The sequence below is a fragment of the Gordonia sp. IEGM753 genome (assembly GCF_050321825.1).
Taxonomy (GTDB): Bacteria; Pseudomonadota; Gammaproteobacteria; order Pseudomonadales; family Pseudomonadaceae; genus Aquipseudomonas.
Window position 1 is genome coordinate 148,302 of sequence record NZ_JBNQGB010000003.1, and the last position, 25,053, is coordinate 173,354.

At 58.3% G+C, this 25,053-nt stretch carries 25 protein-coding genes; 13 read left to right on the top strand and 12 right to left on the bottom strand.

What is annotated here, in order from left to right; translation table 11 throughout:
• Position 1: 1 nt before the first annotated feature.
• Entirely contained in the window at positions 2 to 631 is a 630-nt protein-coding gene (locus tag ACQR3R_RS17630; protein ID WP_428273711.1) for a LysE family transporter, read from the bottom strand.
• A 145-nt stretch (positions 632 to 776) separates the two neighbouring features.
• Here ACQR3R_RS17630 and ACQR3R_RS17635 point away from each other — a divergent pair, with 145 nt between their 5' ends.
• A complete protein-coding gene (locus ACQR3R_RS17635) occupies positions 777 to 1,253 on the top strand; it encodes a winged helix-turn-helix transcriptional regulator (protein WP_428273713.1) in 477 nt (158 codons plus the stop codon).
• A gap of 36 nt (positions 1,254 to 1,289) precedes the next feature.
• Here the strand turns inward: ACQR3R_RS17635 and lpdA are convergent, their stop codons facing one another.
• Positions 1,290 to 2,690, bottom strand: coding sequence for a dihydrolipoyl dehydrogenase (lpdA, locus tag ACQR3R_RS17640; RefSeq protein WP_428273715.1), 1,401 nt, complete (start codon positions 2,688 to 2,690; stop codon positions 1,290 to 1,292).
• A gap of 214 nt (positions 2,691 to 2,904) precedes the next feature.
• Here lpdA and hflK (ACQR3R_RS17645) point away from each other — a divergent pair, with 214 nt between their 5' ends.
• From hflK (ACQR3R_RS17645) to cfaB, 5 genes are all read left to right on the top strand, one after another.
• The gene (hflK, locus tag ACQR3R_RS17645; protein ID WP_428273717.1) at positions 2,905 to 4,869 is read left to right on the top strand and encodes an SPFH domain-containing protein; all 1,965 of its coding nucleotides are present in this window, start codon (positions 2,905 to 2,907) and stop codon (positions 4,867 to 4,869) included.
• A complete protein-coding gene (hflC, locus tag ACQR3R_RS17650; protein ID WP_428273719.1) occupies positions 4,866 to 5,906 on the top strand; it encodes an SPFH domain-containing protein in 1,041 nt (346 codons plus the stop codon). Before hflK (ACQR3R_RS17645) ends, hflC begins: the two co-directional genes overlap by 4 nt.
• The gene (gene hflK / locus ACQR3R_RS17655) at positions 5,903 to 6,961 is read left to right on the top strand and encodes an SPFH domain-containing protein (RefSeq protein ID WP_428273721.1); all 1,059 of its coding nucleotides are present in this window, start codon (positions 5,903 to 5,905) and stop codon (positions 6,959 to 6,961) included. Before hflC ends, hflK (ACQR3R_RS17655) begins: the two co-directional genes overlap by 4 nt.
• Complete coding sequence (locus tag ACQR3R_RS17660; protein ID WP_428273723.1) at positions 6,958 to 8,871, top strand: heavy metal translocating P-type ATPase; 1,914 nt, start codon at positions 6,958 to 6,960, stop codon at positions 8,869 to 8,871. Before hflK (ACQR3R_RS17655) ends, ACQR3R_RS17660 begins: the two co-directional genes overlap by 4 nt.
• A 181-nt stretch (positions 8,872 to 9,052) precedes the next feature.
• The gene (cfaB, locus tag ACQR3R_RS17665) at positions 9,053 to 10,237 is read left to right on the top strand and encodes a C17 cyclopropane fatty acid synthase CfaB (protein ID WP_428273725.1); all 1,185 of its coding nucleotides are present in this window, start codon (positions 9,053 to 9,055) and stop codon (positions 10,235 to 10,237) included.
• On the opposite strand, the gene cls is transcribed toward cfaB, so the two are convergent.
• On the bottom strand, positions 10,234 to 11,673 hold the full coding sequence (cls, locus tag ACQR3R_RS17670; protein ID WP_428273727.1) for a cardiolipin synthase: 1,440 nt from the start codon (positions 11,671 to 11,673) through the stop codon (positions 10,234 to 10,236). The two genes, cfaB and cls, sit on opposite strands and share 4 nt — an antisense overlap.
• A 132-nt stretch (positions 11,674 to 11,805) precedes the next feature.
• On the opposite strand from cls, the gene ACQR3R_RS17675 reads away from it, so the two are divergent.
• Complete coding sequence (locus ACQR3R_RS17675; RefSeq protein WP_428273729.1) at positions 11,806 to 12,327, top strand: DUF3617 family protein; 522 nt, start codon at positions 11,806 to 11,808, stop codon at positions 12,325 to 12,327.
• Positions 12,328 to 12,383: 56 nt separating this feature from the next.
• Here the strand turns inward: ACQR3R_RS17675 and ACQR3R_RS17680 are convergent, their stop codons facing one another.
• From ACQR3R_RS17680 to ACQR3R_RS17695, 4 genes are read right to left on the bottom strand one after another with little or no spacing between them, the layout of a single operon-like run.
• A complete protein-coding gene (locus tag ACQR3R_RS17680) occupies positions 12,384 to 13,259 on the bottom strand; it encodes a metal ABC transporter solute-binding protein, Zn/Mn family (RefSeq protein WP_428273731.1) in 876 nt (291 codons plus the stop codon).
• 11 nt (positions 13,260 to 13,270) lie between these two features.
• Entirely contained in the window at positions 13,271 to 14,089 is an 819-nt protein-coding gene (locus ACQR3R_RS17685) for a metal ABC transporter permease (protein ID WP_428273733.1), read from the bottom strand.
• A 47-nt stretch (positions 14,090 to 14,136) separates the two neighbouring features.
• Entirely contained in the window at positions 14,137 to 14,805 is a 669-nt protein-coding gene (locus tag ACQR3R_RS17690) for an ATP-binding cassette domain-containing protein (RefSeq protein ID WP_428273735.1), read from the bottom strand.
• Positions 14,802 to 15,497: a GTP cyclohydrolase, FolE2/MptA family gene (locus ACQR3R_RS17695; RefSeq protein WP_428273737.1), complete on the bottom strand. Its 696-nt coding sequence runs from the start codon at positions 15,495 to 15,497 to the stop codon at positions 14,802 to 14,804. The genes ACQR3R_RS17690 and ACQR3R_RS17695 overlap by 4 nt, the downstream gene beginning before the upstream one ends.
• Before the next feature lie 87 nt (positions 15,498 to 15,584).
• Between ACQR3R_RS17695 and ACQR3R_RS17700 the strand changes: the two genes are divergently transcribed.
• Positions 15,585 to 16,778, top strand: a complete 1,194-nt coding sequence (locus ACQR3R_RS17700; protein ID WP_428273739.1) for an N-acetylmuramoyl-L-alanine amidase — start codon at positions 15,585 to 15,587, stop codon at positions 16,776 to 16,778.
• Here ACQR3R_RS17700 and ACQR3R_RS17705 read toward each other — a convergent pair.
• Positions 16,775 to 17,152, bottom strand: coding sequence for a hypothetical protein (locus tag ACQR3R_RS17705; protein WP_428273741.1), 378 nt, complete (start codon positions 17,150 to 17,152; stop codon positions 16,775 to 16,777). The genes ACQR3R_RS17700 and ACQR3R_RS17705 overlap by 4 nt on opposite strands.
• 139 nt (positions 17,153 to 17,291) lie before the next feature.
• On the opposite strand from ACQR3R_RS17705, the gene zigA reads away from it, so the two are divergent.
• Both zigA and ACQR3R_RS17715 read left to right on the top strand, forming a co-directional pair.
• Positions 17,292 to 18,503 carry a zinc metallochaperone GTPase ZigA gene (gene zigA, locus ACQR3R_RS17710; protein WP_428274440.1) on the top strand — a complete coding sequence of 404 codons (1,212 nt, stop codon included), beginning with the start codon at positions 17,292 to 17,294 and terminating at the stop codon, positions 18,501 to 18,503.
• Positions 18,503 to 19,153 carry a DUF1826 domain-containing protein gene (locus ACQR3R_RS17715; protein WP_428273743.1) on the top strand — a complete coding sequence of 217 codons (651 nt, stop codon included), beginning with the start codon at positions 18,503 to 18,505 and terminating at the stop codon, positions 19,151 to 19,153. The genes zigA and ACQR3R_RS17715 overlap by 1 nt, the downstream gene beginning before the upstream one ends.
• Before the next feature lie 4 nt (positions 19,154 to 19,157).
• On the opposite strand, the gene ACQR3R_RS17720 is transcribed toward ACQR3R_RS17715, so the two are convergent.
• On the bottom strand, positions 19,158 to 19,514 hold the full coding sequence (locus ACQR3R_RS17720) for a hypothetical protein (RefSeq protein WP_428273745.1): 357 nt from the start codon (positions 19,512 to 19,514) through the stop codon (positions 19,158 to 19,160).
• A 27-nt stretch (positions 19,515 to 19,541) separates the two neighbouring features.
• Between ACQR3R_RS17720 and ACQR3R_RS17725 the strand changes: the two genes are divergently transcribed.
• Positions 19,542 to 20,513 carry a GTP-binding protein gene (locus ACQR3R_RS17725; protein WP_428273747.1) on the top strand — a complete coding sequence of 324 codons (972 nt, stop codon included), beginning with the start codon at positions 19,542 to 19,544 and terminating at the stop codon, positions 20,511 to 20,513.
• A 1-nt stretch (position 20,514) separates the two neighbouring features.
• On the opposite strand, the gene ACQR3R_RS17730 is transcribed toward ACQR3R_RS17725, so the two are convergent.
• Entirely contained in the window at positions 20,515 to 20,928 is a 414-nt protein-coding gene (locus tag ACQR3R_RS17730; protein ID WP_428273749.1) for a DUF3301 domain-containing protein, read from the bottom strand.
• A 120-nt stretch (positions 20,929 to 21,048) separates the two neighbouring features.
• On the opposite strand from ACQR3R_RS17730, the gene pdxY reads away from it, so the two are divergent.
• The gene (gene pdxY, locus ACQR3R_RS17735; protein ID WP_428273751.1) at positions 21,049 to 21,921 is read left to right on the top strand and encodes a pyridoxal kinase PdxY; all 873 of its coding nucleotides are present in this window, start codon (positions 21,049 to 21,051) and stop codon (positions 21,919 to 21,921) included.
• 131 nt (positions 21,922 to 22,052) lie between these two features.
• Here pdxY and ACQR3R_RS17740 read toward each other — a convergent pair whose 3' ends face one another.
• Positions 22,053 to 22,535: an acyl-CoA thioesterase gene (locus tag ACQR3R_RS17740; RefSeq protein WP_016772447.1), complete on the bottom strand. Its 483-nt coding sequence runs from the start codon at positions 22,533 to 22,535 to the stop codon at positions 22,053 to 22,055.
• 283 nt (positions 22,536 to 22,818) lie between these two features.
• Between ACQR3R_RS17740 and ACQR3R_RS17745 the strand changes: the two genes are divergently transcribed.
• On the top strand, positions 22,819 to 24,582 hold the full coding sequence (locus ACQR3R_RS17745; RefSeq protein WP_428273754.1) for a cation:proton antiporter domain-containing protein: 1,764 nt from the start codon (positions 22,819 to 22,821) through the stop codon (positions 24,580 to 24,582).
• Between the two features lie 20 nt (positions 24,583 to 24,602).
• Here the strand turns inward: ACQR3R_RS17745 and ACQR3R_RS17750 are convergent, their stop codons facing one another.
• Entirely contained in the window at positions 24,603 to 25,010 is a 408-nt protein-coding gene (locus ACQR3R_RS17750) for an SMI1/KNR4 family protein (RefSeq protein ID WP_110657681.1), read from the bottom strand.
• Between the last annotated feature and the right edge of the window lie 43 nt (positions 25,011 to 25,053).

The window sequence follows — 25,053 nt, forward strand, 5'->3', positions numbered from 1 at the left end:
CTCATGCCTGTTGAACGAACGTCAGCCGCACCGCGAAGCCGATCAACAGACTGCCAAACAGCCACTGCTGCAGGCGTTGGGCTGATGGACTGCGTTGCAGCCAACGGCCTAGCGCGGCGCCCGTCAGTGCGTAGGCGCTGTCGAACAACAAACCCACGCCAACCAACATCATGCCCAGCACCGCGAATTGCGCGAGCACCGGTCCAGCCTGCGGATCGATGAATTGTGGCAACAGCACTGAACAAAACAGCAGAGCCTTGGGGTTGAGCAGGTTGGTCAATACGCCGCGCTGAATGGCAGCGGTCCAGCGCGGTTGCTCGCTGGCGGTGTTGGTTTCTGCAAAGCGTGGCAGCATCGTGGTTCGCAAGCACTGAATACCGATCCACAACAGGTAAGCGGCCCCGGCCAGACGAACCACATCGAAGGTCCAGGGTGCAGCCTTGAACAACGCCGCCAGCCCTAAAGCGGCTAACGCCACATGGCATGCGCGAGCAATTCCCAGGCCGACCGCAGTCGCCAGCGCGGCATGTTTGCCCTGGCGCGCGCCGGTCTGCAGCAGCAGGATCATGTCTGGCCCCGGCAACAGATAAACCACGGCCAATGCCATACAAAAAAGCCAAAGTCCTGCCATGTCACACCCCATTCGCTGTCGATCTGGTGGGGCCAGTCTAGGGCTGAAGGGCAGGGCAGGTGGTTGCGTAGTTTGCTTCTCATACAGCTCGGCTTGGCATAACCTGCCATCAAATCGTGCTTTAACCATCAGGATCTGCCAAATCATGAAACTGGACGCTTATGACCGAAAAATTCTGGCAGCCCTGCAACGTGACGGTCGGTTAAGCAACGTACAGTTAGCTGACGAGATCGGCCTGTCGGCGTCGCCTTGTTTGCGCCGGGTACGCATGCTGGAAGAGGCAGGCGTCATTCGCGGCTATCAGGCCAATCTGGATCGCGACGAAGTCGGGCTCGGCCTGACCGTGTTTGTCGGGGTAAAAGTGGAACGTCACAACGACGAGCAGGCTGACTCTTTTCGGCTGGCGGTGACCGCTCTACCTGAAGTGATTTCTGCGTTTTTGGTGTCTGGCGAATCTGACTTTCTGCTGCAGGTGGTGGTGCCGGATCTGCGGGCCTATGACCGCTTCCTAACGGGTCGATTATTGAAATTGCCGGGTGTGAGTGACATCCGCAGCAACTTTGCGATTCACACCGTCAAAACCCCAGGTGCACTGCCGCTGGAACATTTGCCTGCCTCATAGCAGCGTTCCCACGCCGGGCGTGGGAAGCTCCAGGGCTTACATCTGCGTCGCCATCCCTTCCACATTCATCGCGGCCTGGCGCAATGCTTCGGAGCGAGTCGGGTGTGGATGGCAGGTTAGGGCAATGTCCTCGGCCGAGGCGCTGAACTCCATGGCCACGCAATATTCACCGATCATTTCGCTGACGCTCGGGCCCACCAGGTGCACGCCCAGAATTTCGTCGGTGCGTTCATCGGCCAGCACTTTGGCGAAGCCCTCGGTTTCATGGTTGATCTTCGCTCGGCTGTTGGCGGTAAACGGGAATTTGCCAACCTTGTACGCGCGACCTTCAGCCTTGAGTTGCTCTTCGGTTTTGCCGACGCTGGCCAGCTCCGGCCGGGTATAGATAACGTTGGGGATCAGGTTGTAATTGACCTCGCCAGCCTTGCCGACAATTTGTTCGACACACGCCATTGCTTCGTCTTCTGCCTTGTGGGCAAGCATCGGTCCTGAGGTGACGTCACCAATGACCCAAACGCCGGCAGCTTCGGTGCGATGGCCCTTGTTGGCCAGCATCCCGCGCTTATCAGTGGCGAGGTTGACGTTTTCCAGGCCCAGGCCCTGGGTATAAGCCCGACGCCCAATCGCCACCAACACGTAATCAGCCTCGAGTAACTCGGCCGTGCCGCCCGCTGCAGGCTCGACGCTGAGTTGAACCCCATTTTGCGAGGTGGTGGCACTGGTGACCTTGGCGCCCAATTTGAAAGTGATGCCTTGTTTACTCAGCGAGCGTTGCAGGGTTTTGCCTGCCTCGCCGTCCACGCCGGGACAGATCCGGTCCAGAAACTCGACCACCGTTACCTGTGCGCCCAGACGCCGCCATACCGAACCCAGTTCGAGGCCGATAACCCCCGCGCCGATCACCACCAGATGCTTGGGCACCTCGGTCAATGACAGCGCGCCAGTGGAATCAAGAATGCGTTTGTTATCGACCTCGACGCCCGGCAGGGGAGTGGGTTCAGAGCCGGTGGCAATGATGATGTCTTTGGCGCTCAGCGAAGTCTTGTTGCCTTGGCTGTCGGTCACCGTGACTTTTCCCGGACCATCAATGTGCCCCCAGCCCTTGATCCAGTCGACCTTGTTTTTGCGAAAAAGAAACTCGACCCCTTTGGTCAGTGCGGTAACGCTTTCATCCTTCTGCTTCATCATCTGGGCGAGGTTAAGGACAGGTTTGACCTCAATCCCCAGGTCGGCAAATTCAGCGCCCATAGCGGCATCGTAAAGCTCGGAGGCGTGCAGCAATGCTTTGGATGGCATGCAGCCAACGTTCAGGCAAGTGCCACCCAACGTTGCGCGTCCTTCTACGCACGCCGCTTTAAGGCCGAGTTGGCCGGCACGGATGGCTGCGTTATAACCACCGGGGCCTGCGCCCAAAATCACGATGTCGTAAGTGCTCATGGTTTCACTCCTGGATTGAACGGGGTCAGGATTGGTAGCAACATTCTCGGTAAAAATTACGATCGTAATATGTGCGTTTTACAGGCTTTTGGTCAAGGCTTCAGCCAAGCGACAGGTCGAGCGTTTTTAGATAGGCAGATTTAGTACAAAAATTTCACCGTAATCGTTATATCGTAACGAATTATTACGTGAGCAACGATAAGACCGGAGTGGTATGCAAGTCGATCTCGACGTTGATGGAGCAGCGGTAGCAGAGCTGCCGCGTTTTCAACAGGCTGTATTTCAAGGGCGGCGATTACGCCAGATAGCCTTTGGTTTGGGGGCGCTGGCGGCAACAGGCCTGTTGTTGGCGTTTTTCGTCGGGTTGTTCGCGCCGCTGTCGTTATGGCCGGCACTGCTGGTCAATCAAAGCGCTGGCTTGTTGGTGCTGGTGGCAGGCTTGCAGTCCGCGTGGTGGACGACCCAATGGCGCGCACGCGTGATGAGCCCTTCTGTGCCGGCGCCGACTGTCATCGCGCACGAGGTGACTGCTCCGGTTGGCTGGTACGAGCGCTTTTTAGAGCGCATCAGCCAACGCTGGATGCTAACGCTCTCGCAAATTGGCGCGCCGACGTTGTGGCTGGGCGCGTGGGCCGTATTGGCGCTATTCAGCATCAGCCAATTCTGGAACCTGGCATTACCGGCGACAGCGTTGGGTCTGTCGGCCAGCGTTGGGGCAGCGCTGTCGTTGCTGCTGTCCTTTGGGTTGCTGGTGCTGGAGCGACAACTGGCCCAGGAAAATTCAGCGCAATGGCCTGAAGCGGGAACGTTGGCACAACTGACGCGTGTGGCGATCATCTGCCTGGTTCTCAGCGCATTGTGCTTGTTGTTTGCCAGCGAAACGTCAATTTGGCCCGTGCGCCTCGCGGTGTTGATCGGTCTATTGCCGGGGCTGGTCGCGGTCGAATTATTGCTGCGTGCCGTGTTGTCGTTGTTCAGCCCGCAGCGCGAACAACTCGAGCCGACATTGCTGGCCCGCAGTTTTGTGGCGGACATGCTGCGCTGGCCGCCCCAACCATTGCAGGCTTTGCAGCATGAGTTGCACAACCGGTTTGGTATCGATCTGCGGCAAATCTGGGCGTTCACCTACATGCGCCGCGCGTTTTTGCCGGTGTTGGCGGTTGTGGCGGTAGTGGGTTGGGCGCTCACCGGTGTTCACGAAATACCTTTGCAAGGGCGTGGTATTTACGAGCGCTTCGGTAAGCCGGTGGAGGTGTTCGGCCCCGGATTACACACAGGTTTGCCGTGGCCATTGGGACGCGTGATAAGCGTCGAGAACGGTGTGGTTCACGAGTTGGCGACCAGTGTCGGCGAGGCTCCGGCGCCGGCAGTCGCCGAACCTGCAGAAGGCCCGGCCCCGGCAATCGCCAATCGTTTGTGGGACGCCAGCCACGTGAACGACAAATCACAGGTCATTGCGAGTAGCCGCGCCGACAAGCAGAGCTTTCAAATCGTCAACATGGATGTGCGCTTTGTCTATCGCATTGGCCTGACAGACAAAGACGCGCTGGCCGCGACTTACAACAGCGCCGACGTACCGACGCTGATTCGCAGTACCGCGAGCCGAATTCTGGTTCACGATTTCGCCTCGCGAACCCTCGACGGCTTATTGGGTGAAGACCGGGTAGGGCTGGGCGAACAGATTGGCCAAGCTGTTCAGGCTGATTTGCAAACGCTCGACAGCGGTGTGGAAATACTTGCAACGGTGGTGGAAGCCATTCATCCGCCGGCGGGTGCTGCCAACGCGTATCACGCTGTGCAGGCCGCGCAGATCGGCGCGCAGGCGTTGATCTCGCGTGAGCGTGGCGCCGCCGCCGAAGCCATCAATCAGGCGCAATTGCAGGCCAGTGTTGCTCGTGATCAGGCCACCGCCAACGCACGCGAAATTGGCGCTACCGCGCAAGCGGCAGACCTGAAGTTCAGCGCCGAGCAAAAAGCCTATGCCAGCGCGGGTCAGGCGTTCGTGCTGGAGCAGTACTTCAGCCAACTCTCCCAAGGCCTGGCGAACGCCAAGCTATTGCTTATCGATCATCGACTGGGTGGCAGCAGCAACGCGCCGACCATCGATTTAAGAACGTTTACGCTGCCGGCTGACCCCGCGCCGCCGCGTCATACCGCTCAGCCAGGAGCTGCCAATTGAGCCAGTCGCACACTCACGATCACGACGACCACAGCGGTCACGATCACGGCCATGGCGGCCATCACCACGGGCATCATCATCACCATCACGGTGATCCGCAGGAGGCGGGACCGTTTCCATGGCGGCGGATGGGTTGGGCGGCATTGCTGGTCGCGTTTGCAATCGCGGCGGCGAGCCTGGTGCAAGTGCGCTCGGGGGAGGCGACGGTGATTACTCGCTTCGGCAACCCGTCACGCGTTCTGCTTGCGCCAGGTCTTGGCTGGCGCTGGCCCGCGCCTTTTGAGGCTGCTATCCCGGTTGATCTGCGGCTGCGCACCACGTCGAGCGGCTTGCAGGATGTGGGCACGCGCGACGGTTTGCGCATCATCGTTCAAGCCTATGTGGCGTGGCAGGTGCAGGGCGATCCCGACAATGTGCAGCGCTTCATGCGTGCGGTGCAGAATCAGCCGGACGAAGCCGCGCGGCAGATTCGTACTTTTGTCGGTTCCGCACTGGAAACCACTGCCAGCAGTTTTGACTTGGCAAACCTGGTAAACACCGACGCCAATCAGGTGCACATCGCCGATTTCGAAGCGCAACTGCGTCAGCAAATTGATCAGCAGTTGCTCACCACGTATGGCGTTCGGGTGTTGCAAGTCGGCATTGAACGTCTGACGTTGCCGTCGGTTACCCTCACTGCGACGGTGGATCGAATGCGCGCCGAGCGTGAAACAATTGCCACCGAACGTACCGCCATCGGTAAGCGCGAAGCTGCACAGATTCGTTCCGCCGCCGAAAGAGACGCACGCATTGTGCAGGCCGACGCTACGGTGAAAGCCGCCGATATCGAGGCTCAATCGCGAGTCGAAGCGGCGCAGATTTATGGGCGCGCCTATGCGGGTTCTCCGCAGCTGTACAACCTGCTGCGGTCTCTTGATACGTTGGGCACCATTGTCTCGCCCGGCACCAAGTTGATCCTGCGCACTGATGCCGCACCGTTTCGCGTTCTGGTCGATGGTCCGCCGACGCTGGATATCAAGTCCGGATCGCAGCCATGAAAATAGTTCCACGTGGAACAAATGAGCTGAGCAGTGCTTGGATTCAGGCCGGTCGTGTGGCTTTTTTAGCGCTGTATGCAGTCACGGTGCTCGCCGCATTGGCGTGGGCATTCTCCAATGTTCGGCAAATTGACCCGCAGAATCGAGCAGTGGTCATGCACTTCGGCGCATTGGATCGCATCCAGAATGCGGGTTTGCTCTTGGCGTGGCCACGTCCATTTGAACAGGTGATTTTGTTGCCAGCGGCAGATCGAGTGATCGAGCGGCGGGTAGAGAACCTGTTACGCAGTGATACCGCGTTACAAGCCGATCGCGTTGCTTCTTTCGCCACGCCATTGAGCGATGCCTTGGCCGGTTCCGGGTATTTGTTGACCGGTGATGCCGGCGTGGTGCAACTGGACGTGCGGGTCTTTTACAAGGTCACCGATCCTTATGCCTTTGTGCTGCAGGGCGAGCATGTACTGCCGGCGCTGGATAGGCTGGTGACGCGTAGCGCTGTTGCCCTCACAGCAGCACGAGATCTGGACACCATTCTGGTGGCGCGTCCGGAGCTGATCGGCGCTGATAATCAAGCGGCCGAACGGCGCGAAAGGTTACGGGGTGATCTGGTACGAGGCATCAATCAACGGTTGTCCGAACTGACCGCAACCGGTCAAGGAATCGGTATCGAGGTTGCGCGTGTCGATGTGCAATCGAGTTTGCCGGGGCCAGCAGTGAATGCCTTCAATGCGGTTTTGACTGCCAGCCAACAGGCCGATAAAGCGGTGGCCAATGCGCGCACCGAAGCCGAAAAACTCACCCAGACCGCCAATGAGCAAGCCGACCGCACGCTGCAAGTCGCCCATGCCCAAGCGAGCGAACGCTTGGCCAAAGCATCGGCTGACACCGCGACGGTGTTGAGCCTGGCCACCGCTCAACAGCGGGGCACCGATCCACAGATGTTGTTGCGGATCTATCGCGAGCGCATGCCGAAGATATTGAGCCAGGCTGGCTCGGTCACCACCGTCAACCCGAAAGACGATTCCCGCCTGATCATTCAGGGAGCGACACAATGACTGCGCAAACCGCTGCCGCACCGAGCATGCTGTCCTCGGCCGAACAACGCAGTGCTGCTCGCCAATTGACCCTGGCCATGCTCGCGCTCGGCTTGCTGGCGCTGGGCTTGATCTGGCGCTGGATGTCGCCGGAACAGACCGGAGTCAGCCAACTGTTGCTGGGGTTTGCCTCTGTATTGGTCGCGGTGCCGGTGATGCGTTCGGCCTGGTACAGCTTGCGTTATCCGAGCCTGCACGGAATCACTGATCAATTGATTGCCTTGGCCATGCTCGGTGCATGGGCGACGGGCGATCTGCTGACGGCGGCCCTGTTGCCCATCATCATGATCTTCGGTCACGTGCTGGAAGAGCGCAGCGTAATAGGTTCTCAGGAAGCCATTCACGCCCTCGGCAAATTGACACGCAGCCATGCACGCAAGGTGCAGCTCGACGGCGCCGTGCTGGAAGTTGATAACAGCACGCTCAAAGCAGGTGACGTGGTGGAGGTGCGCGCTGGTGATCGAGTGCCGGCCGACGGCCGCGTTCTGTCCGGTCAGGCAAGTCTGGACACCGCATCAATTACCGGCGAGTCGGTGCCGATGGAGGCGATGGTCGGCATGCCGGTCTTCGGCGGGGCCATCAATCTGGACGGTCTGTTGCGTATCGAAGTGACGCGCACCGGTAATGAATCAACCCTCGGTAAAGTCATCGCACTGATGCAAAGCGCCGAGCGATCCAAGCCGCCGATAACCCGTTTGCTGGAACGCTACGCGGGCAGCTACATGGTGCTGGTGTTGCTGTTGGCAGCGGTCACCTGGTTTGTGACGAACGACGCACAAGCCATGCTCGCGGTGTTGGTAGCGGCTTGTCCTTGTGCACTGGTTTTATCGGCACCCGCCACGGCGATTGCCGGCGTGGCTGTTGCTGCGCGCCACGGTATTTTGATTCGCAGTTCGGCGTTCCTTGAAGAGTTGGCGGACCTGACGTCATTGGTGGTCGATAAGACCGGAACACTGACCTACGGCACGCTGCGATTGCAATCTATCGACAGCCCACTGGCGGATCGCGAACGCATTCTGAAACTTGCTGCCAGCCTCGGTTCGGCCAGCAGCCATCCGGTCAGCCGGGCACTTGCCGGGTTGGTCACACAGGAGCATTTCCTGCTGCTGTCGGACATTCGCGAGCGTCAGGGTTTGGGAGTGGTGGCAATGACCGGGGAGGGCGAAGCGGCGCTGGGGCGGCCGGAGCTGTTCGCTCAGCTGGGCATCGCCACCTCTGAGGTGCCCGAGCACGATGGACCGATTGCCGGGCTCGCGTTGAACGGTGAATTTATCGCGTGGCTGCTGTTGGCCGACACGGTCAAGCCTGAAGCGCGGTTTGCCTTGAATGAGTTGCGCGACTTGGGGCTGGGCCGCCAGCTATTACTCACCGGTGATCGGCAAAGCGTTGCGCACACGTTGGCGCGAGACGTCGGCATCAGCAATGTCGAGGCGCAAGCCTTGCCTGAAGACAAACTGAACCGGGTGCTGACGGAAATCGACAATGGCTTCCGGCCAATGGTGGTGGGCGACGGCATCAACGATTCGTTGGCGCTGAAGGCTGGCGTGGTGGGTGTGGCGATGGGCGCTGGCGGTGCGGATATCGCACTGGCCTCGGCAGACATCGTGCTGATTGGCAGCGACCTGCGCAGGTTGGGTACGTGCGTACGCTTGAGTCGCCAGTGCCGGCAAACCCTGCAAGTGAACGTCATCATTGGTTTGGGGTGGACGTTGGCCATCGTCGCTTTCGCCGCATTTGGCTGGCTCGGCGCTGCAGGTGCGATGATCGCCGCTTTGCTGCATAACCTCAGCACTTTGCTGGTACTGGGGAACGCGGGGCGTTTGCTGCGTTTTCAAGAGCCATTGTTGAAGCTTGTGGACGATGCTGAATGAAGTTGAGTATTCAGAACTGTTTGGCCGGTTTGTAGTCCTCTGTTAGAGGGCGATCCGATGGACGTTTGACGCGTTAATGGAGCGCTTTGGATCATAGAAAACGGCTATTAAATCGATAGCCTGCTATTTTTCAAAGATGGTCTACCCTCTCATCAGACGTCTGAAACAAGGGGGATTCTCCATGCTCGCGCAACTTCCACCGGCCTTACAGAATCTGCAGTTACCGTTACGCCTGAGACTCTGGGATGGCCATGAATTTAATCTGGGGCCGGCGCCCAGCGTCACCATTGTGGTTAAGGATCCACAAATGGTTTCCCAGTTCACGCACCCCAGCCTCGACTTGCTGGGGGCCGCGTTTGTCGAAGGCAAACTGGAACTTGAAGGGTCCATCAGCGACGTGATTCGTGTGTGTGATGAATGGAGCCAGGCGCTGCTCGGTGACGAGGACAGTCAGCCGGTGCGCATCGTCCACGACAAGGAAACCGACGCCAAGGCGATTTCCTACCACTACGACCTCTCCAATGCCTTTTACCAACTGTGGCTCGACAGCGACATGGCGTATTCATGCGCCTATTTCGAGACCGGCAGTGAGACGCTGGAGCAGGCCCAGCAAGCCAAGTTTCGGCACCTGTGCCGCAAGCTGCGGTTGCAACCGGGTGATTACTTGCTCGATGTCGGCTGCGGCTGGGGTGGATTGGCGCGTTATGCCGCGCGTGAGTTCGGCGCGAAAGTGTTTGGCATCACGCTCAGTAAAGAGCAATTGGCACTCGCCCGTGAGCGGGTGACTGCTGAGGGCCTGGATGATTTGGTTGAGCTGCAACTGCTCGATTACCGCGATTTGCCTCAGGACGGACGCTTCGACAAGGTCGTCAGTGTTGGCATGTTCGAGCATGTCGGCCACGCCAATCTGGCTGAATATTGCAAAACGCTGTTTGGTGCGGTGAAGGAGGGTGGCCTGGTGATGAACCATGGCATCACCGCCAAACATACCGACGGCCGTCCCGTGGGACGCGGTGCAGGTGACTTCATCGAGAAATATGTGTTCCCCAACGGTGAGTTACCGCACCTGGCCATGATCTCTGCCGAGATCAGCGAAGCAGGTCTGGAAATCGTCGATGTCGAAAGCCTGCGCCTGCACTACGCGCGAACGCTCGACCATTGGAGTGAGCGCCTGGAGGATAACCTGGAGGCTGCGGCCAAACAGGTGCCAGACCAGGCGTTGCGTATCTGGCGCTTGTACCTGGCGGGTTGTGCTTACGCATTCGCCAAGGGCTGGATCAATCTGCACCAGATTCTGGCGGTGAAAGCCCACCCCGATGGAAGTCATGAACTGCCATGGACTCGCGACGACATCTATAACCCTTAGAGTATCGGCGAAATAAGCCGGGCGACCCGCATGCCGACTTGTTGCAGGCGGTGGGTTTCCTGGCTTTCTTCTTTGGCGATTTCATGGGATTGGGCGAAGTCATCGATAAGCATGTGTTCCACCTCGCCGGCAAATACGCTGTCGACCGTCAGCAACATCACTTCGAAATTCAAGCGGAACGAGCGGTTGTCGAGGTTAGCGCTGCCGATGGCGCTGATCTCGCTGTCGATTAACACCACTTTCTGATGCAGAAAACCGGGTTGGTAGCGGAACACCCGTACGCCTGCGCGCACAGCTTCGAAGGCGTACAGGCTGGAGGCGGCATAGACGATTCGGTGATCTGGTCGTGAAGGCAGCAGCAGTCGCACATCCACACCGCGCAATACCGCCAGGCGCAGTGCCGCGAAAACGGCTTCGTCCGGGATGAAGTAAGGGCTGGTGATCCACACGCGCTCGGTTGCCGCGTGAATCGCTTCCACGAAGAATAACGAACAGGTTTCATAGGCATCTGCCGGCCCGCTGGCGAGCAATTGGCAGAGCACGCCGTCGTCCGGATACACGTCCGGCAGAATCAGCGGTGGCAGTGAGCGGGCGGCCCAGAACCAGTCTTCAGCAAAGGATTCCTGCAGGCAGGCCACGACAGGACCACGGACTTTTACATGAGTGTCGCGCCAAGGCGCCAAGGGTGGTTTTTCGCCCATGTATTCGTCGCCCACATTGTGCCCGCCGACGAATCCGACAACGCCATCCACCACCACAATTTTGCGATGGTTGCGGAAGTTGACCTGAAAGCGGTTCAGCCATCCGCTGCGGGTTGCGAAAGCTTTGACCTCGACACCGGCGTCTCGCAACTTTTGTACGTAACTGTGAGGCAGGGAATGGCTGCCGATTTGGTCGAACAGCAAGTACACCGCTACACCCTCGGCCGCTTTTTTCAGCAGAAGATTTTGCAGGCGTTGGCCGAGTCGATCGTCGTGAATGATAAAGAACTGGATCAACACCGCTTCTTTCGCGTCGTCGATGGCGGTGAAAATGGCCTCAAACGTGGCTTCGCCGTTGATCAACAACCGGACTTCATTGTTCGCAAGACACGGCATTCGTCCCAGTTTGGGCATCGCCCTCAACGAGGCATAGGCATGTGAGGCGCGCGCAGTCAGCGCCTCCTCAACCCACGGCCGCCAGTTGAGCTCGGAGATCGCCTTGCGCATTTCTTCGTTGGCCTGCCTGCGTGACTTGATGTAACCATCGAAGGTGCTGCGGCCGAAGACCAGGTACGGGATCAGGGTGAGGTAGGGGATGAACACCAACGACAGTGCCCAGGCGATGGACCCTTGGGCGGTGCGCACGGTGAGCACGGCGTGGATGGCAGCGATCAGGCCGAGCGAGTGGAGCAGTGCAATCGTGTAGCCAAAAATATGCGGTCCAAAGTAATCCATGGGGCAGCCTTGCTCCTGAAGATTCAGTGCTTAACAGACCATGTTCCGTGCAGAATGTCGCTATTTAATTGGCCCATGAACCGAAGCTATCGGCTGACGTCTAACGGCCACTACTGATCAGGGAGTTACACGATGAACGTTCGTCTGCTGGGTTTGGCCATGGCGCTTGGTTTGGCAACTCCATTGGTTGCTCAGGCGCAGATGCTGCAGCCGGGCTTGTGGGAATTGACCACCAGTAACATGAAGGTCGATGACCAGAATCTGCCGGACCTGCAGCTGATCCTCGGTCAGTTGCAGAGCCAGATGACGCCGGAACAACGTGCGCAGCTGGAAAAACAGGGCATCACCATGGGCGGTAAAGGTATCCGGGCATGCCTGACTCCGGAACAGGTGAAGACGGACAATATTCCGCTCACCGATCCACAATCAGGCTGCAAACAGGAGATCACCGACCGCACCGGCAACCAGTGGAAATTCCGCTTCAGTTGTCCAAAAGCGCAAGGCGCGGGTGTTGCCACGTTCCTCAGTGATCGTGAGTTCACCACCAAGGTCAACGGCACGTTCAATGCCACCGGTATTCAGCAGAAGGGCAGCCTGGAAAGCCGCGCCGTGTGGTTGGGTCAGGATTGCGGGACGGTTAAACCGAGAGCTTGAGTTCCGAACCAGGAGGGCCCTTCAGAAAGGTTCTGCAGGGCTTGTTCCTTGTGCAATCAAGGCGTGCTCAGCGCGTTGTACAGCGTGTTGAGGTTGTACTCGAACAGTCCGGCAAAAGTGCTCGCGGGCCCTGTCGCGGCAAGCGCGTCGGAGTACAACGTGCCACCGATATGCGCGCCGCTCTCATCGGCAATCTGTTTTAGCAAACGCGCGTCCTTGATGTTTTCCATGAACACGGCTTTGACCTTGGCCTGGCGAATCTGGGTGATCAGTGCGGCCACTTCAGCGGCCGACGGTTCACGTTCAGTGGACAGCCCTTGTGGTGCCATGAAGTCGATACCGTAAGCCTGGCCGAGATAACCAAACGCGTCATGTGACGTCACGATCTTGCGGTTGCCGGGCGGCAATGAACCGAGCTTGGCTTTGGCTTCTGCGAGCAGCGCGTGTATCTGTTTCAGGTACGCTTGGCTGTTGCGTTTGTAGTCGGCCTGATTGGCGGGGTCGGCGGCGATCAATGCCTTGGTGATGTTGCTGATGTACAACTCGGTGTTCGCCAGGTTATGCCACGCGTGCGGATCGGGAACGGTCTCGCCGTCCTCATCCAGTGAGCGAGGAATCACGCCATGACTGGCGCTGATAACCGTTGCCTTGGTTTCGGTGCTGGTCACCAGGCGATCCAGCCATGGCTCGAAGCCCAATCCGTTTTTGATTATTACCTTGGCTTTAAGCAACGCCTTGGCGTCGTCCGGTGTCGGCTCATAGGTGTGCGCATCCGCATCAGCACCGACCATATTGGTTATCTGAATGTGATCGCCGCCGACCTGATGAGTCATGTCGGCGAGGATGCTGAAACTGGTGACGACTTGAAGTTTCTCCGCCGCGGACAGCGACATCGATACCATCAAACTGAACAGCACAAGTAGAGCGCGCATCAGGGAACACCTCATAGGGATGTGAGTAAAGGTGGGCGGCGCAGCAAACCGTGCACCGGTCCGAACACCACGGACAACAGGTACAAACCGCCCGCGACCAGTACGATGGCGGGGCCGCTGGGCAGCGAGTAATAAAACGACAGCAACAAACCGAGCCATACCGACAGGCAACCGAGGACCGCGCCGACTGCAATCAGCACTGGCAAACGACGGCTCCAGAACCGTGAGGCAGCGGCGGGCAACATCATTAAACCCACCACCATCAAGGCACCGATGGCTTGGAAACCGATCACCAGGTTAAGCACCACCAAGGTCAGAAATACGCCATGGGCCAAGGGACCGAGTCGGCTGACCGTTTGCAAAAACAGAGGGTCGAGGGTGTCCAGCAATAAGGGTTTGTAGATCAGTGCCATGGCGATCAGGCTGAACCCCGACACCCATAACATGCCCGTTAGCGTTGGGCCGTCGACGGCCAATGCCGAGCCGAACAACAGGTGCAACAGGTCGAGGCGTTTGCCCGCGATGCCCAGGATCAGCACGCCGCTGGCCAGTGAAATCGGGTAGATCGCTGCAAGGCTCGCGTCTTCGCGCAGACCGGTGCGACGCGTTATCCACGCGGCAATCCCGGCCATGCTCATGCCGGCGCCGAGCCCACCGATGGTCAGCGCGGGCAAACTCAGGCCAGCAAACCAGAAGCCCAAAGCGGCGCCCGGCAAGATGCCGTGAGCAACGGCGTCACCGATCAGGCTCATGCGCCGCAAAATCAAGAACACCCCGAGCGGTGCTGTGCTGCAGGCCAGAACCAAACCCCCGAGCAAGGCTCGGCGCATGAAAACGAATTCTTGGAACGGTTGCCAAAAATGAGCGGCAGCGAGCATCAGGCCACCTGTGTTTGCGGTTGTTGGCGGATCAACTCAATGCTCGGCCCAAGGACGCAGCCGCTGCTTTTTATTAACAGCGTTTGCGGAATGTGTTGGCGTACGGCGGCCAGGTCATGGCACACGACCACCACTGTTCGGCCTTGAACATGCCAGTCGTGGATATGCCTCCAGAGCAGTTCCTGGCCCAACTCATCGAGTGCCGCATGAGGTTCGTCGAGCAACAACAGTGGCGCTTCAGCGAGGCTCATTCGAGCGAGCAGGGCGCGCTGCAATTCACCACCGGAAAGAGCCATCAACGGACGTTGTTCCAAGCCACCCAGGCACCAGTCGTGCAATACGGATTCGAGGCGTTGGCTGCGGACCTGCGGTGATTGTTTGCTACCCCAAAATCCCGCGGCCACCAACTCGTGAAGACTGATCGGGAATTGCCGATCCAGGTGTTGTTGCTGGGGTAGAAACGACAGAGATCCCTTGCGTGGAACATCGAGGACGACTTTTCCGGCCAATGGTTTTTGCAGGCCGGCGATCACCTTTAGCAGGCTACTTTTGCCAGAGCCGTTGGCTCCGATGACGGCGGTAAGGCTGCCCGTCGGCAACTCGAGATCGATGGGTGGAGTGAGCGGTTGACCGGGTGCTCCCCAGCGTAACGCTTGGCAGCGGATCATGCGGACTCCCCATTCCATCGGCTCTCAGCGACGGCGTCGTGGGCGTGCAGGCTTTCAGCGTGAATCACGCGAAGATGGAACGCGCGGATCCCGGGTGAACGTTTCAGCCCCAGATTCAAGCGCCGTACCGCGTCTTCGCAGAACATCAGGTTCTGCCCGTTAGCCAAGGCGAACGCCTGTTCATCTGCTCTCTTGACCGCCGTTTGCACAGCAGTGCCAAGTGCGGCTTCTGCATCGTTGATGATGGCGATCAGCGGGAAGTCCTCCACATAGTCATCCAGATGCAGGTGTAGTTGCGCAGTGCTGCGCTGACTATGGGGTGTGGCGATAACACCTTTTGTCGAGCCAAGCCATGCCAATACGTCTGCGTGTAGCAGAGGTGAATGAGCAAAGTCGTCGATGAATTGTTGCTGAATCAGTTGCCGTGAAAGTGCCGCCGAGCAGGGGCAAGTAGAGGAATAAGCAACGTCGATTTTTAGTTCCACGTGGAACATTGCGTTTTGGTACAGCCGCGACATATGGATGCCGCGCGCATCACCATCGTCCAGACTCACGCCGGCATCGGCCGTTGCGCTCAGCCGCTGGCCATCGAGCAGAACCGGGAGAGCAATGCCGCACATGCCCACCCATTCGAGTGGCAAAGTTTGGCGTGAGGCCTGCGCGGCGATATCCGGCAGAGTCAGCGCATTCATGAGCGAGGTCCATCGTAGGGTTCGGTTTGGCATGTTATGTTATTACATAAGATTTCACTACGCCTTTTTCATGACCGAGCCTTCACCATGCACAGACGTCACCTCTTGAACCTGATTCTGGCCAGCACGGCCTTCGCGCTGCCCTTTGCTGTAGGTGCTACACAGATTCGTAACGCGCGACTTTGGCGTTCAGATGACAAGCTGCGATTGGTGTTCGACCTGAGTGGACCGGTGCAGTACAAAACCTTTTCCTTGGGCTCCCCGGACCGGCTGATCATTGATCTGAGCGGCGCTAACCTCAGCGGCGACTTCAGTCAGCTGGCACTTGTCGATACAGTAATTCGTTCGATTCGCTCGGGGCATTTTGGCCAGGGTGATACGCGAATCGTCCTCGACCTCAGTGGCCCAGTGCAGCTCAACAGCTTTCTACTGCCGCCGCAGGATGGCCAGGGCCACCGGTTGGTGCTGGACCTGAAAACTTCTGCACCAATGCACGTTGCTTCAGTGCCTGCAGTAAACGTCGATAAGGCCCACCCGCAGCGCGACATCATCGTTGTGGTCGATCCCGGCCACGGCGGCAAAGACCCCGGCGCAGTGGGCGCTAAAGGCGAGCGCGAAAAAGACGTGGTGTTGTCGATCGCTCAGCTATTGGCCAAGCGCTTGAAACGCGAAAAGGGTTTTGACGTGAAACTGGTGCGTAACGATGACTTCTTCGTGCCTTTGCGCAAACGCGTCGAGATTGCGCACAAGTACAACGCCGATATGTTCATCTCGGTTCACGCCGACGCTGCGCCACGTCTCACCGCGTCGGGCGCCTCGGTGTATTGCCTGTCTGAAGGTGGCGCGACTTCGGCCACGGCGCGGTTCATGGCTCAGCGCGAGAACGGTGTGGACCTGTTGGGTGCCACCCGTTTGCTGAACCTGAAAGATAAGGATCCGATGCTCGCCGGGGTGATTCTGGACATGTCGATGAACGCCACCATCGCCGCCAGTTTGCAGTTAGGCAGCACCGTACTGGGCAGTTTGGCGGGCATTACCACGCTGCATCAGAAGCGTGTGGAACAGGCGGGTTTCGCGGTACTGAAATCGCCGGATGTACCGTCAATCCTGGTCGAGACCGGGTTTATTTCCAATGCGCGCGACAGTCAGCGGCTGGTAACGGCACGCCATCAGCAGGCCGTGGCCGATGGTTTGTTTGAAGGGTTGCAGCGTTACTTTCAAAAAAATCCGCCACTCGACAGTTACATCGCTTGGCAACAACAGAGGAAAGCGCAGGCCTAGCAGCCGGCAATTCGGCTGCAGGTGAATTTCGCGCTGCTGCCGCCGGAGCTGGAAAATCGATTGATGGTGGTCCAGCCAACCCGACGGTTGTAACCGACCCATGCTTCGCCGTCGGAAGCGATACCGGTAAAAAACGTCAGTTGGCCGTAGCGGCTATTGGTTTGAGCCCAATAGCGTTTGCCCAGTTTTTCGAAGCCCCGCAGGTAGAGAGTGTTGCCTGCGGTGTTGACGCTGTACGCGTTGCCATCGGCATCTGCACAGGCCAGCAGATTGGCGCTGCGGGTGCACTTTGCAAGCGTTGGAACTTGCCCGGCAGCGTCTAACGCGACCAGCAGCGAAAAGCTCAGCAGCACTAATTTCAGGGCAATACGCATGGGAATTCTCGAGGTGCGATCAGGGCTCAGCATCAGGCCCTTTGTCATTCGGGGCAAGTGAGGACTGGTTTAATTGTGTTGTTATAATATAACATTAATTAAGCCCGACACCACGACCGGGCATTCCCGTGAGGATTACCTGATGCCCAATCGTCTAACCGTAACCGTCTTGTCGGGCTTTCTTGGCGCCGGCAAAAGCACGCTGCTCAACTACGTATTGCGTAACCGGGAAAACCTGCGCGTCGCCGTTATCGTCAACGATATGAGCGAAATCAACATCGATGGCAGCGAGGTCCAGCGCGATGTCACCCTGAACCGCGCCGAAGAAAAACTGGTGGAAATGAGCAACGGCTGCATTTGCTGCACGCTGCGCGAAGATTTGCTTGAAGAGGTCAGCAAACTCGCCAAGGACGGTCGTTTTGATTATCTGCTGATTGAGTCCACCGGTATCTCCGAACCGTTGCCGGTCGCCGAAACGTTCACCTTTCGTGACGAAGCAGGGCAGAGCCTGGCCGACATTGCCCGGCTGGACACCATGGTTACCGTGGTCGACGGCATGAATTTTCTGCTCGATTACCAGGCCGCCGAGAGCCTGGCCTCTCGTGGCGAAACGCTGGGTGAGGATGATGACCGCTCAATCACTGACCTGTTGATCGAGCAGATCGAGTTTGCTGACGTGATTCTGATCAGCAAAATCGACCTGATCAGCAGCAGTGAGCGACTTGAGCTGATCGCCATTCTTGAACGGCTGAATGCCCAGGCAGAAATCATTCCGATGGTGATGGGCGAAATTGCACTGGCCAAGATCCTCAACACCGGTCGTTTTGACTTTGAAAAGGCTGCTCAAGCGCCCGGTTGGCTGCAGGAGCTGCGAGGCGAACACGTGCCGGAAACCGAGGAGTACGGCATCGCATCAAAGGTCTACCAAGCGCGCAGACCGTTTCATCCCCAGCGTTTTTTCGACTTTATCGATCGGCCGTGGGTCAATGGCAAATTGCTGCGTTCCAAAGGGTTTTTCTGGTTGGCCACCAAGCACATGGAGGCCGGCAGTTGGTCACAGGCGGGCGGCTTGATGCGTCACGGTTTTGCTGGTCGCTGGTGGCGGTTCGTGCCGAAAACCGAATGGCCGCAAGACGCGGAAAGTACCGCCGGGATCATGCAGAACTGGACCGCCGCCTGTGGCGATTGCCGTCAGGAACTGGTGTTCATCGGCCAGAATATCGACTTCGTGCAACTCACCGCAGAGCTCGACGGTTGCCTGCTGAACGATGATGAAATGGCATCGGGCGTCGAAGGCTGGCGACACCTGCCCGATCCATTTGGCCCGTGGCATGAAGAGGCGGCGGCGTGATGTTGGCGAGCACTTTGAAACGGCGCCCGGTTATTCTTCAGGTTCAAGCCGACACGGTACAAACGCTGGCTACGATTCTGGACGATGGCGTCAACCTGGCGGTCTGGCAACGCAAGCTTGCGGCACAAGTCGAAGACTTTGGTCATTTATTACTGTCACTGAACCAGCCTTTGGCGCAAGCGTTGGTGCTGGAATTACCCGATGACCACGCCCAACCCAATCTGCATGGGTTGGCCTCAGACTGCAGTGATCTGGAGGGCTACGAAGGCTTCATCTCTGACGTTTCCTGGCTCGTCAGTGCATTTGCCTGCCTGTTGGGCGCCAAGCGTGTTGGCTTGCGCTTACGCATTCTGGACAAGGCCATGTGCCCGCGTTTTCACGTCGATCATGTGCCGGTGCGGTTGATTACCACGTACGCCGGCGTCGGCAGTGAATGGCTGAAGGAAGGCGCCATGGATCGTCGGCAATTAGGTATGCCAGCGGCGGAGCCTGTGCAGGATTCGCTGATTAAACAAACACTCACCGGTGAAGTGGCGTTGCTCAAAGGCGAGAAGTGGCACGGCAACGAAGGTTTCGGTTTGATCCACCGATCTCCGCAATTGGCACCGGGCGAGCGCCGTTTGATCCTGACCCTCGACTGGCTGGCCTGAGGCGTCAGGGTTTTAGCCAGTTTCCCTGGCTCTGGGCTTCACAGAACGGCTTCAAATACGCCGCGTCCGTTGCCACGCCGTAATAGTGAATATCCTGGCGGTAAGGCATATTGGCGACTTGCGCGTTGCTGCAGACCCCAAATGCGCCGCTGGGGCATTGGTCGACGTACCGTACGTCAACTTTTTGCCCGGGCAGATTTGGCTGGCAGAAGCCGTTGGCGAAGAGCTTTGGCGGGATGTTGCGGTTCTGCTGGCAGACTTTCACGTCGAGTCGTTCTGCCGTGCTATGTACCACGCATGCTTGAGCCAGCGCCTCGCCGGAACTCAGCGCCAAGAGCAACGACAATCCCAACCACCGCATCCTTTATCTCCTCAGAAAACATTGACCATGTTGCAGAACATTCCGACTCACATCATTGCCGGGCCATTGGGCGCAGGCAAGACCAGCCTGATCCGGCATTTGATGGCGCAGCGGCCTGCGGGCGAGCGCTGGGCGGTGCTGATCAACGAGTTCGGTCAGATCGGCCTCGACGCAGCGCTGCTGACTCGGGACGCCGATGGTATCGCACTGGGTGAAGTGGCCGGCGGTTGTTTGTGTTGCGTAAACGGTGCGCCATTCCAGATCGGACTAGGCCGTTTACTGCGCAAGGCGCGACCCGATCGTTTGTTCATCGAACCCTCCGGGCTCGGGCATCCGGTGCAGTTGCTCAAACAGTTAACCGAGGCGCCGTGGAAAGGCGTGTTGGCGGTTCAGCCCTGCGTATTGGTGCTGGATGCGCAAGCGCTTGCGGCTGGCAAGTCGCTGCCCGAGTCGCAACAAGACGCTTTGAACATCGCCGGTTTGTTGTTGCTGAACAAGTCTGAAAATCTCGACGAAGACGCCAGGCAGCGGATCATCACGCGGTTACCTGCGCGTGCGATGTACTGGACGCAACAATCCCGGTTGCCGTTGCGGGAGTTACCGGGGCTTGATGCTCAGGCCGTGGCGGGTGTGGATAACTTTATCGCGCCTGAAGGTGTGGCTCAGTTGCCTGCCCTGTGGACTGATCCGGCACTGCCCATTTGCTTGAGCCAGGCACAACAGGACGGCTGGAGTATTGGCTGGCGCTGGCATCCGAGCCAGATGTTCGCTAAAGAATCGATTGAGCGATGGCTGCAAAGCTTTGCCTGGCGGCGAGCGAAGCTGGTTATCCACAGCAATGATGGTTGGGTGTCGGCGAATGCGCTGGATAATTTGCCGCTTGAATGGCGCGCCAGTGAATGGCGGCTGGATTCACGACTGGAACTGATTTTCAGTACGCCGCAGGACACCGAGGCGCTAAAAAAATCGCTGGCCGACTGCCGGTCGACGCCTGTTTAAATCAGGGACGCCATTTGGTGTGTTCTTGCCGCCATTGACTCAGCTCGATGACTTGCGCTCGTGGCTTGACCACTTCGGCCACCGCTGGCGTGTCGTCGAACGGCATCGGATAGGGCGCCAGCTCAATGAGTGCGCTGTGGGCGCCGAACTGGGTGATGGTGCCGTTGTGCCGGGTTTCACCGGTCACCGTGAATTCGAAGTTGTACACTCGTGCCAGGCGCCGCCGGCCGTTTGCATCTTTGATGAAGGCGATTTTTTTCAAGGCCACGTTGCCATCCAGCAACTCGATCCCGAGCTTGCTGCAGTGCTGTTTGACGCGTTCCAATGCACGCTCGCGCAAGCCGTGGTTGTGCCATAGCCATGCGCCACCGGTGGCGAGCAGCATCAACACGAAGATATTTCCGAGGGTCAGCATCAACAGGTTGCTCCAACAAGATAGCGTCAGCTTAACTGTGTCGCCGGTCTGTCGTACAGGCTGCGTTTAGTCGCATACTGCGCGGCTCGAATTTCATTTGTTTGACGGAAAAATCACCGCATGAAACGTACGCCCCATCTGCTCGCCATCCAGTCCCACGTGGTGTTCGGCCACGCTGGCAACAGCGCCGCGGTTTTCCCGATGCAGCGGGTCGGGGTGAACGTCTGGCCGCTCAATACCGTGCAGTTTTCCAACCACACCCAATATGGCCAGTGGACCGGCGAAGTGCTGGCGCCGTTGCAGATTCCCGAGTTGGTGGAAGGGATCGCGGCCATTGGCGAACTGGGGAACTGCGATGCGGTGCTGTCCGGTTATCTGGGCAGTGCAGCCCAGGGGCGTGCCATTTTGACCGGCGTCGCGCGCATCAAGTCGATGAATCCCAAGGCCCTGTATTTATGCGATCCGGTGATGGGTCATCCTGAAAAGGGTTGCAGCGTGCCTGCCGAGGTCAGCGATTTCCTGCTGCAAGAGGCGGCCGCGGTAGCGGATTTCATGTGCCCGAATCAGTTGGAGCTGGACAGCTTCTCGGGGCGCAAGCCGCAGTCACTGTTCGATTGCCTGGCCATGGCGCGGGCACTGCTCGCCCGTGGGCCGAAAGCCGTGCTGGTGAAGCACCTGGATTACCCCGGAAAACCGGCTGAGGTGTTTGAAATGTTGCTGGTAACGGCCGATGAGAGTTGGCACTTGCGTCGTCCGCTGCTGGCTTTTCCGCGCCAACCGGTGGGTGTTGGCGACCTGACATCCGGAATGTTCCTGGCCCGCGTGCTATTGGGCGATAGCCTGGTGGCGGCTTTTGAGTTTGCGGCAGCAGCGGTGCATGAAGTGCTGCTCGAAACCCAAGCGTGCGCCAGCTACGAGTTGGAGCTGGTGCGCGCGCAAGACCGAATCGCGCATCCGCGAGTGCGGTTTGAAGCGACTGCGATCAGTCTCTGATTTTGCATCGACCCCATCGCAAGCAGGCTCGCTCCCACCCGGATCTGCGTGGACACAGAAGCTGTGTTCGATCCGGTTGCCCTGTGGGAGCGAGCCTGCTCGCGATGGCTATCTGACGTTATCCGCAGACCTCAAGCGTCGCCTTTGATTTCCTGATAACGCTTTTCCAACTCCTGGCGAATCTGCCGGCGTTGCTGCGCCTGCATGAAGCGGCGTTTATCTTCGCTGTTTTGCGGTTGCAGCGGTGGGACGGCGGCTGGTTTGCGCTGATCATCCACCGCGACCATGGTGAAGAAACAGCTGTTGGTGTGGCGCACCGAGCGCTCGCGGATGTTTTCGGTCACCACTTTGATGCCCACCTCCATCGAGGTGTTGCCGGTGTAGTTGACCGACGCCAGAAAGGTTACCAATTCGCCGACATGGATCGGTTCACGAAAAATCACCTGGTCTACCGACAGGGTCACCACATAACGGCCGGCGTAGCGGCTGGCGCAGGCATAGGCCACTTCGTCGAGATATTTGAGCAGGGTGCCGCCGTGAACATTGCCAGAGAAATTGGCCATGTCGGGGGTCATCAATACCGTCATCGACAGTTGGGCGTTTCCGGGTTCCATAGCGTACTCACGGTTCAAGGCAGGTTTGTGGGGGCGCACCTCTGCGGATGCCTGGTCGGTTTTTTAAACCACCGTTATCGGGACGCCGGGCGCGTGGTCGCCGTCACGCCCAATCGATCTGTTTCCTTATATTGCACCGCCTTTGCGCCGGAAGTCGCGGTGTTAACCTGCAAAAGCCCACCCCAAGGGCGATTCCTACACCTAAATCGGATTTTTACCCCAGCTCAGTCAGATCTTTCACGCGACTGACGGCTGAGCGATTGTTCACTAAGGAGCCCGCGCCATGCATGCCATCAGTTTTATCCAGGATCTGGCAGTGATCATGTTGGTTGCGGGTGTGGTGACCGTGCTCTTTCATCGGCTGAAACAGCCGGTGGTGCTGGGCTACATTGTTGCCGGTTTTATTATCGGCCCGCACACGCCGCCGTTCGGACTGATCCACGATGAAGAAACCATCAAGACCCTGGCCGAACTGGGGGTGATTTTCCTGATGTTCTGCCTGGGCCTGGAGTTCAGCCTGCGCAAGCTGTTCAAAGTCGGCGCGACGGCTTTTATTGCGGCGTTCCTCGAAATTGTGCTGATGATCTGGATCGGTTACGAAATCGGCCGCTGGTTTGACTGGAACACCATGGATTCGTTGTTCCTGGGGGCGATTTTGGCGATCTCTTCGACCACGATCATCGTCAAGGCACTTAACGACCTGAAGATGAAGAACGAGCGCTTTGCGCAGTTGATCTTTGGCGTGTTGATCGTCGAGGACATTCTTGGGATCGGGATTATTGCCTTGCTGTCGAGCATTGCGGTCAGCGGCACCGTCAGCTCCGGTGAGGTTTTTTCAACGGTCGGCAAACTCTCACTGTTCATGATCGTTGCGTTGGTCATCGGTATTTTGCTGGTGCCGCGACTGCTGGCCTATGTCGCCAAATTCGAAAGCAACGAGATGTTGCTGATCACCGTGCTGGGGCTGTGTTTCGGCTTCTGCTTACTGGTGGTCAAACTCGAATACAGCATGGTGCTTGGCGCATTCCTGATCGGCGCGATCATGGCGGAATCCCGGCAGTTGCTGAAAATTGAGCGCTTGATCGAACCGGTACGGGATCTGTTCAGTGCAATTTTCTTCGTCGCCATCGGGCTGATGCTCGACCCGATGATTTTGCTGCAGTACGCCTGGCCAATCGCGGTTATCACCGTGGCGGTGGTGCTCGGCAAGATGCTGTCCTGCGGCCTCGGAGCGTTTATTGCCGGCAATGACGGGCGCACGTCCCTTCGGGTTGGGATGGGGCTGTCACAGATAGGGGAGTTTTCCTTCATTATTGCGGCGCTGGGGATGACGCTTCAGGTCACCAGTAACTTCTTGTACCCGGTTGCAGTCGCTGTGTCGGTGATTACTACGCTGCTGACGCCATACCTGATTCGCGCGGCCGATCCGCTGTCGATCAAGTTGGCAGCCGTCATGCCGCAACGACTGGGGCGGGTTTTCGGCATGTATGGCGAATGGTTGCGCAGCATCCAGCCGCAAGGCGAGGGCGCGCTGCTGGCATCGATGATTCGGCGGATTCTGTTGCAGGTGGGGGTCAATCTGGCGCTGGTGATTGCGATCTTCTTCACGGGCGCTTTTTTCGCCGCGCGTATCTCTACGTACTTGCAGGACTGGATCAGCGATCCGAGCTGGCAAAAAGCGTTGATTTGGGGCGGGGCATTGTTGTTGTCGCTGCCATTCCTGATCGCTGCCTATCGCAAGCTCAAGGCGCTCTCGATGTTACTGGCAGAAATGGGCGTGAAACCCGAGATGGCCGGTCGTCACACGCAACGAGTGCGTCGGGTGATCGCTGAAGTGATCCCGATTCTCTCGCTGCTGGTGATTTTCCTGCTATTGGCAGCCTTGTCGGCCAGTATTTTGCCAACCAACAAGTTACTGGTGCTGATTGCCGTGGTGGCGGCCGCTGTAGCGGCGCTGCTCTGGCGTTGGTTCATCCGCGTACACACGCGGATGCAAGTTGCCTTGCTCGATACGCTGGACAACCACAAGGACGCTTCCGGCCATTAAACAACCCGCGACAGGGCGTCTCAGCTTTCCAGCCAGACGTCTCGCGCCCAGTGCCATACCGATTCCCAGGTTTCTTCGGCAATCAGCTCTTCTTCGGCTTGCCACAGCACCACGGTGCCATCTTCTTCGACCAAGTAGTAGTCATCACCGTCCTGGCAGATCGGGATCATGCTGCGATCAACGCCCGCGTCCCAGGCGTTGGCGGCAACGTCTGGCAAGTAGGTATGTGATTGCGGGTCGGTGACAGTCACCGGCTCCAGGCTGCCGTAGACCACGTCGCTGACGGTCAGCAAAAACTCCCTGAAGACGAATGGAATGTCGATGAACAGCTGTTCTTCGATTTCGACGAGTTGATCTTCGTCGGGCAGCTCCAAGGGGACCGGTACCGGTTCGTTGGCTTCACGCAGTTGTTCGATGATTTCTTCCACGTCCGGGATCCTCTTGTTCGATGGCGCGGTTTAGTTGGGGCGG

What these genes read in the sequence shown, in the direction of transcription:
- ACQR3R_RS17630 (WP_428273711.1), bottom strand. Translation starts at nt 631, where the DNA reads ATGGCAGGACTTTGGCTTTTTTGTATGGCATTGGCCGTGGTTTATCTG.
- ACQR3R_RS17635 (WP_428273713.1), top strand. Translation starts at nt 777, where the DNA reads ATGAAACTGGACGCTTATGACCGAAAAATTCTGGCAGCCCTGCAACGT.
- lpdA (WP_428273715.1), bottom strand. Translation starts at nt 2,690, where the DNA reads ATGAGCACTTACGACATCGTGATTTTGGGCGCAGGCCCCGGTGGTTAT.
- hflK (WP_428273717.1), top strand. Translation starts at nt 2,905, where the DNA reads ATGCAAGTCGATCTCGACGTTGATGGAGCAGCGGTAGCAGAGCTGCCG.
- hflK (WP_428273721.1), top strand. Translation starts at nt 5,903, where the DNA reads ATGAAAATAGTTCCACGTGGAACAAATGAGCTGAGCAGTGCTTGGATT.
- ACQR3R_RS17660 (WP_428273723.1), top strand. Translation starts at nt 6,958, where the DNA reads ATGACTGCGCAAACCGCTGCCGCACCGAGCATGCTGTCCTCGGCCGAA.
- cfaB (WP_428273725.1), top strand. Translation starts at nt 9,053, where the DNA reads ATGCTCGCGCAACTTCCACCGGCCTTACAGAATCTGCAGTTACCGTTA.
- cls (WP_428273727.1), bottom strand. Translation starts at nt 11,673, where the DNA reads ATGGATTACTTTGGACCGCATATTTTTGGCTACACGATTGCACTGCTC.
- ACQR3R_RS17675 (WP_428273729.1), top strand. Translation starts at nt 11,806, where the DNA reads ATGAACGTTCGTCTGCTGGGTTTGGCCATGGCGCTTGGTTTGGCAACT.
- ACQR3R_RS17680 (WP_428273731.1), bottom strand. Translation starts at nt 13,259, where the DNA reads ATGCGCGCTCTACTTGTGCTGTTCAGTTTGATGGTATCGATGTCGCTG.
- ACQR3R_RS17685 (WP_428273733.1), bottom strand. Translation starts at nt 14,089, where the DNA reads ATGCGCCGAGCCTTGCTCGGGGGTTTGGTTCTGGCCTGCAGCACAGCA.
- ACQR3R_RS17690 (WP_428273735.1), bottom strand. Translation starts at nt 14,805, where the DNA reads ATGATCCGCTGCCAAGCGTTACGCTGGGGAGCACCCGGTCAACCGCTC.
- ACQR3R_RS17695 (WP_428273737.1), bottom strand. Translation starts at nt 15,497, where the DNA reads ATGAATGCGCTGACTCTGCCGGATATCGCCGCGCAGGCCTCACGCCAA.
- ACQR3R_RS17700 (WP_428273739.1), top strand. Translation starts at nt 15,585, where the DNA reads ATGCACAGACGTCACCTCTTGAACCTGATTCTGGCCAGCACGGCCTTC.
- ACQR3R_RS17705 (WP_428273741.1), bottom strand. Translation starts at nt 17,152, where the DNA reads ATGCGTATTGCCCTGAAATTAGTGCTGCTGAGCTTTTCGCTGCTGGTC.
- ACQR3R_RS17715 (WP_428273743.1), top strand. Translation starts at nt 18,503, where the DNA reads ATGTTGGCGAGCACTTTGAAACGGCGCCCGGTTATTCTTCAGGTTCAA.
- ACQR3R_RS17720 (WP_428273745.1), bottom strand. Translation starts at nt 19,514, where the DNA reads ATGCGGTGGTTGGGATTGTCGTTGCTCTTGGCGCTGAGTTCCGGCGAG.
- ACQR3R_RS17725 (WP_428273747.1), top strand. Translation starts at nt 19,542, where the DNA reads ATGTTGCAGAACATTCCGACTCACATCATTGCCGGGCCATTGGGCGCA.
- ACQR3R_RS17730 (WP_428273749.1), bottom strand. Translation starts at nt 20,928, where the DNA reads ATGCTGACCCTCGGAAATATCTTCGTGTTGATGCTGCTCGCCACCGGT.
- pdxY (WP_428273751.1), top strand. Translation starts at nt 21,049, where the DNA reads ATGAAACGTACGCCCCATCTGCTCGCCATCCAGTCCCACGTGGTGTTC.
- ACQR3R_RS17740 (WP_016772447.1), bottom strand. Translation starts at nt 22,535, where the DNA reads ATGGAACCCGGAAACGCCCAACTGTCGATGACGGTATTGATGACCCCC.
- ACQR3R_RS17745 (WP_428273754.1), top strand. Translation starts at nt 22,819, where the DNA reads ATGCATGCCATCAGTTTTATCCAGGATCTGGCAGTGATCATGTTGGTT.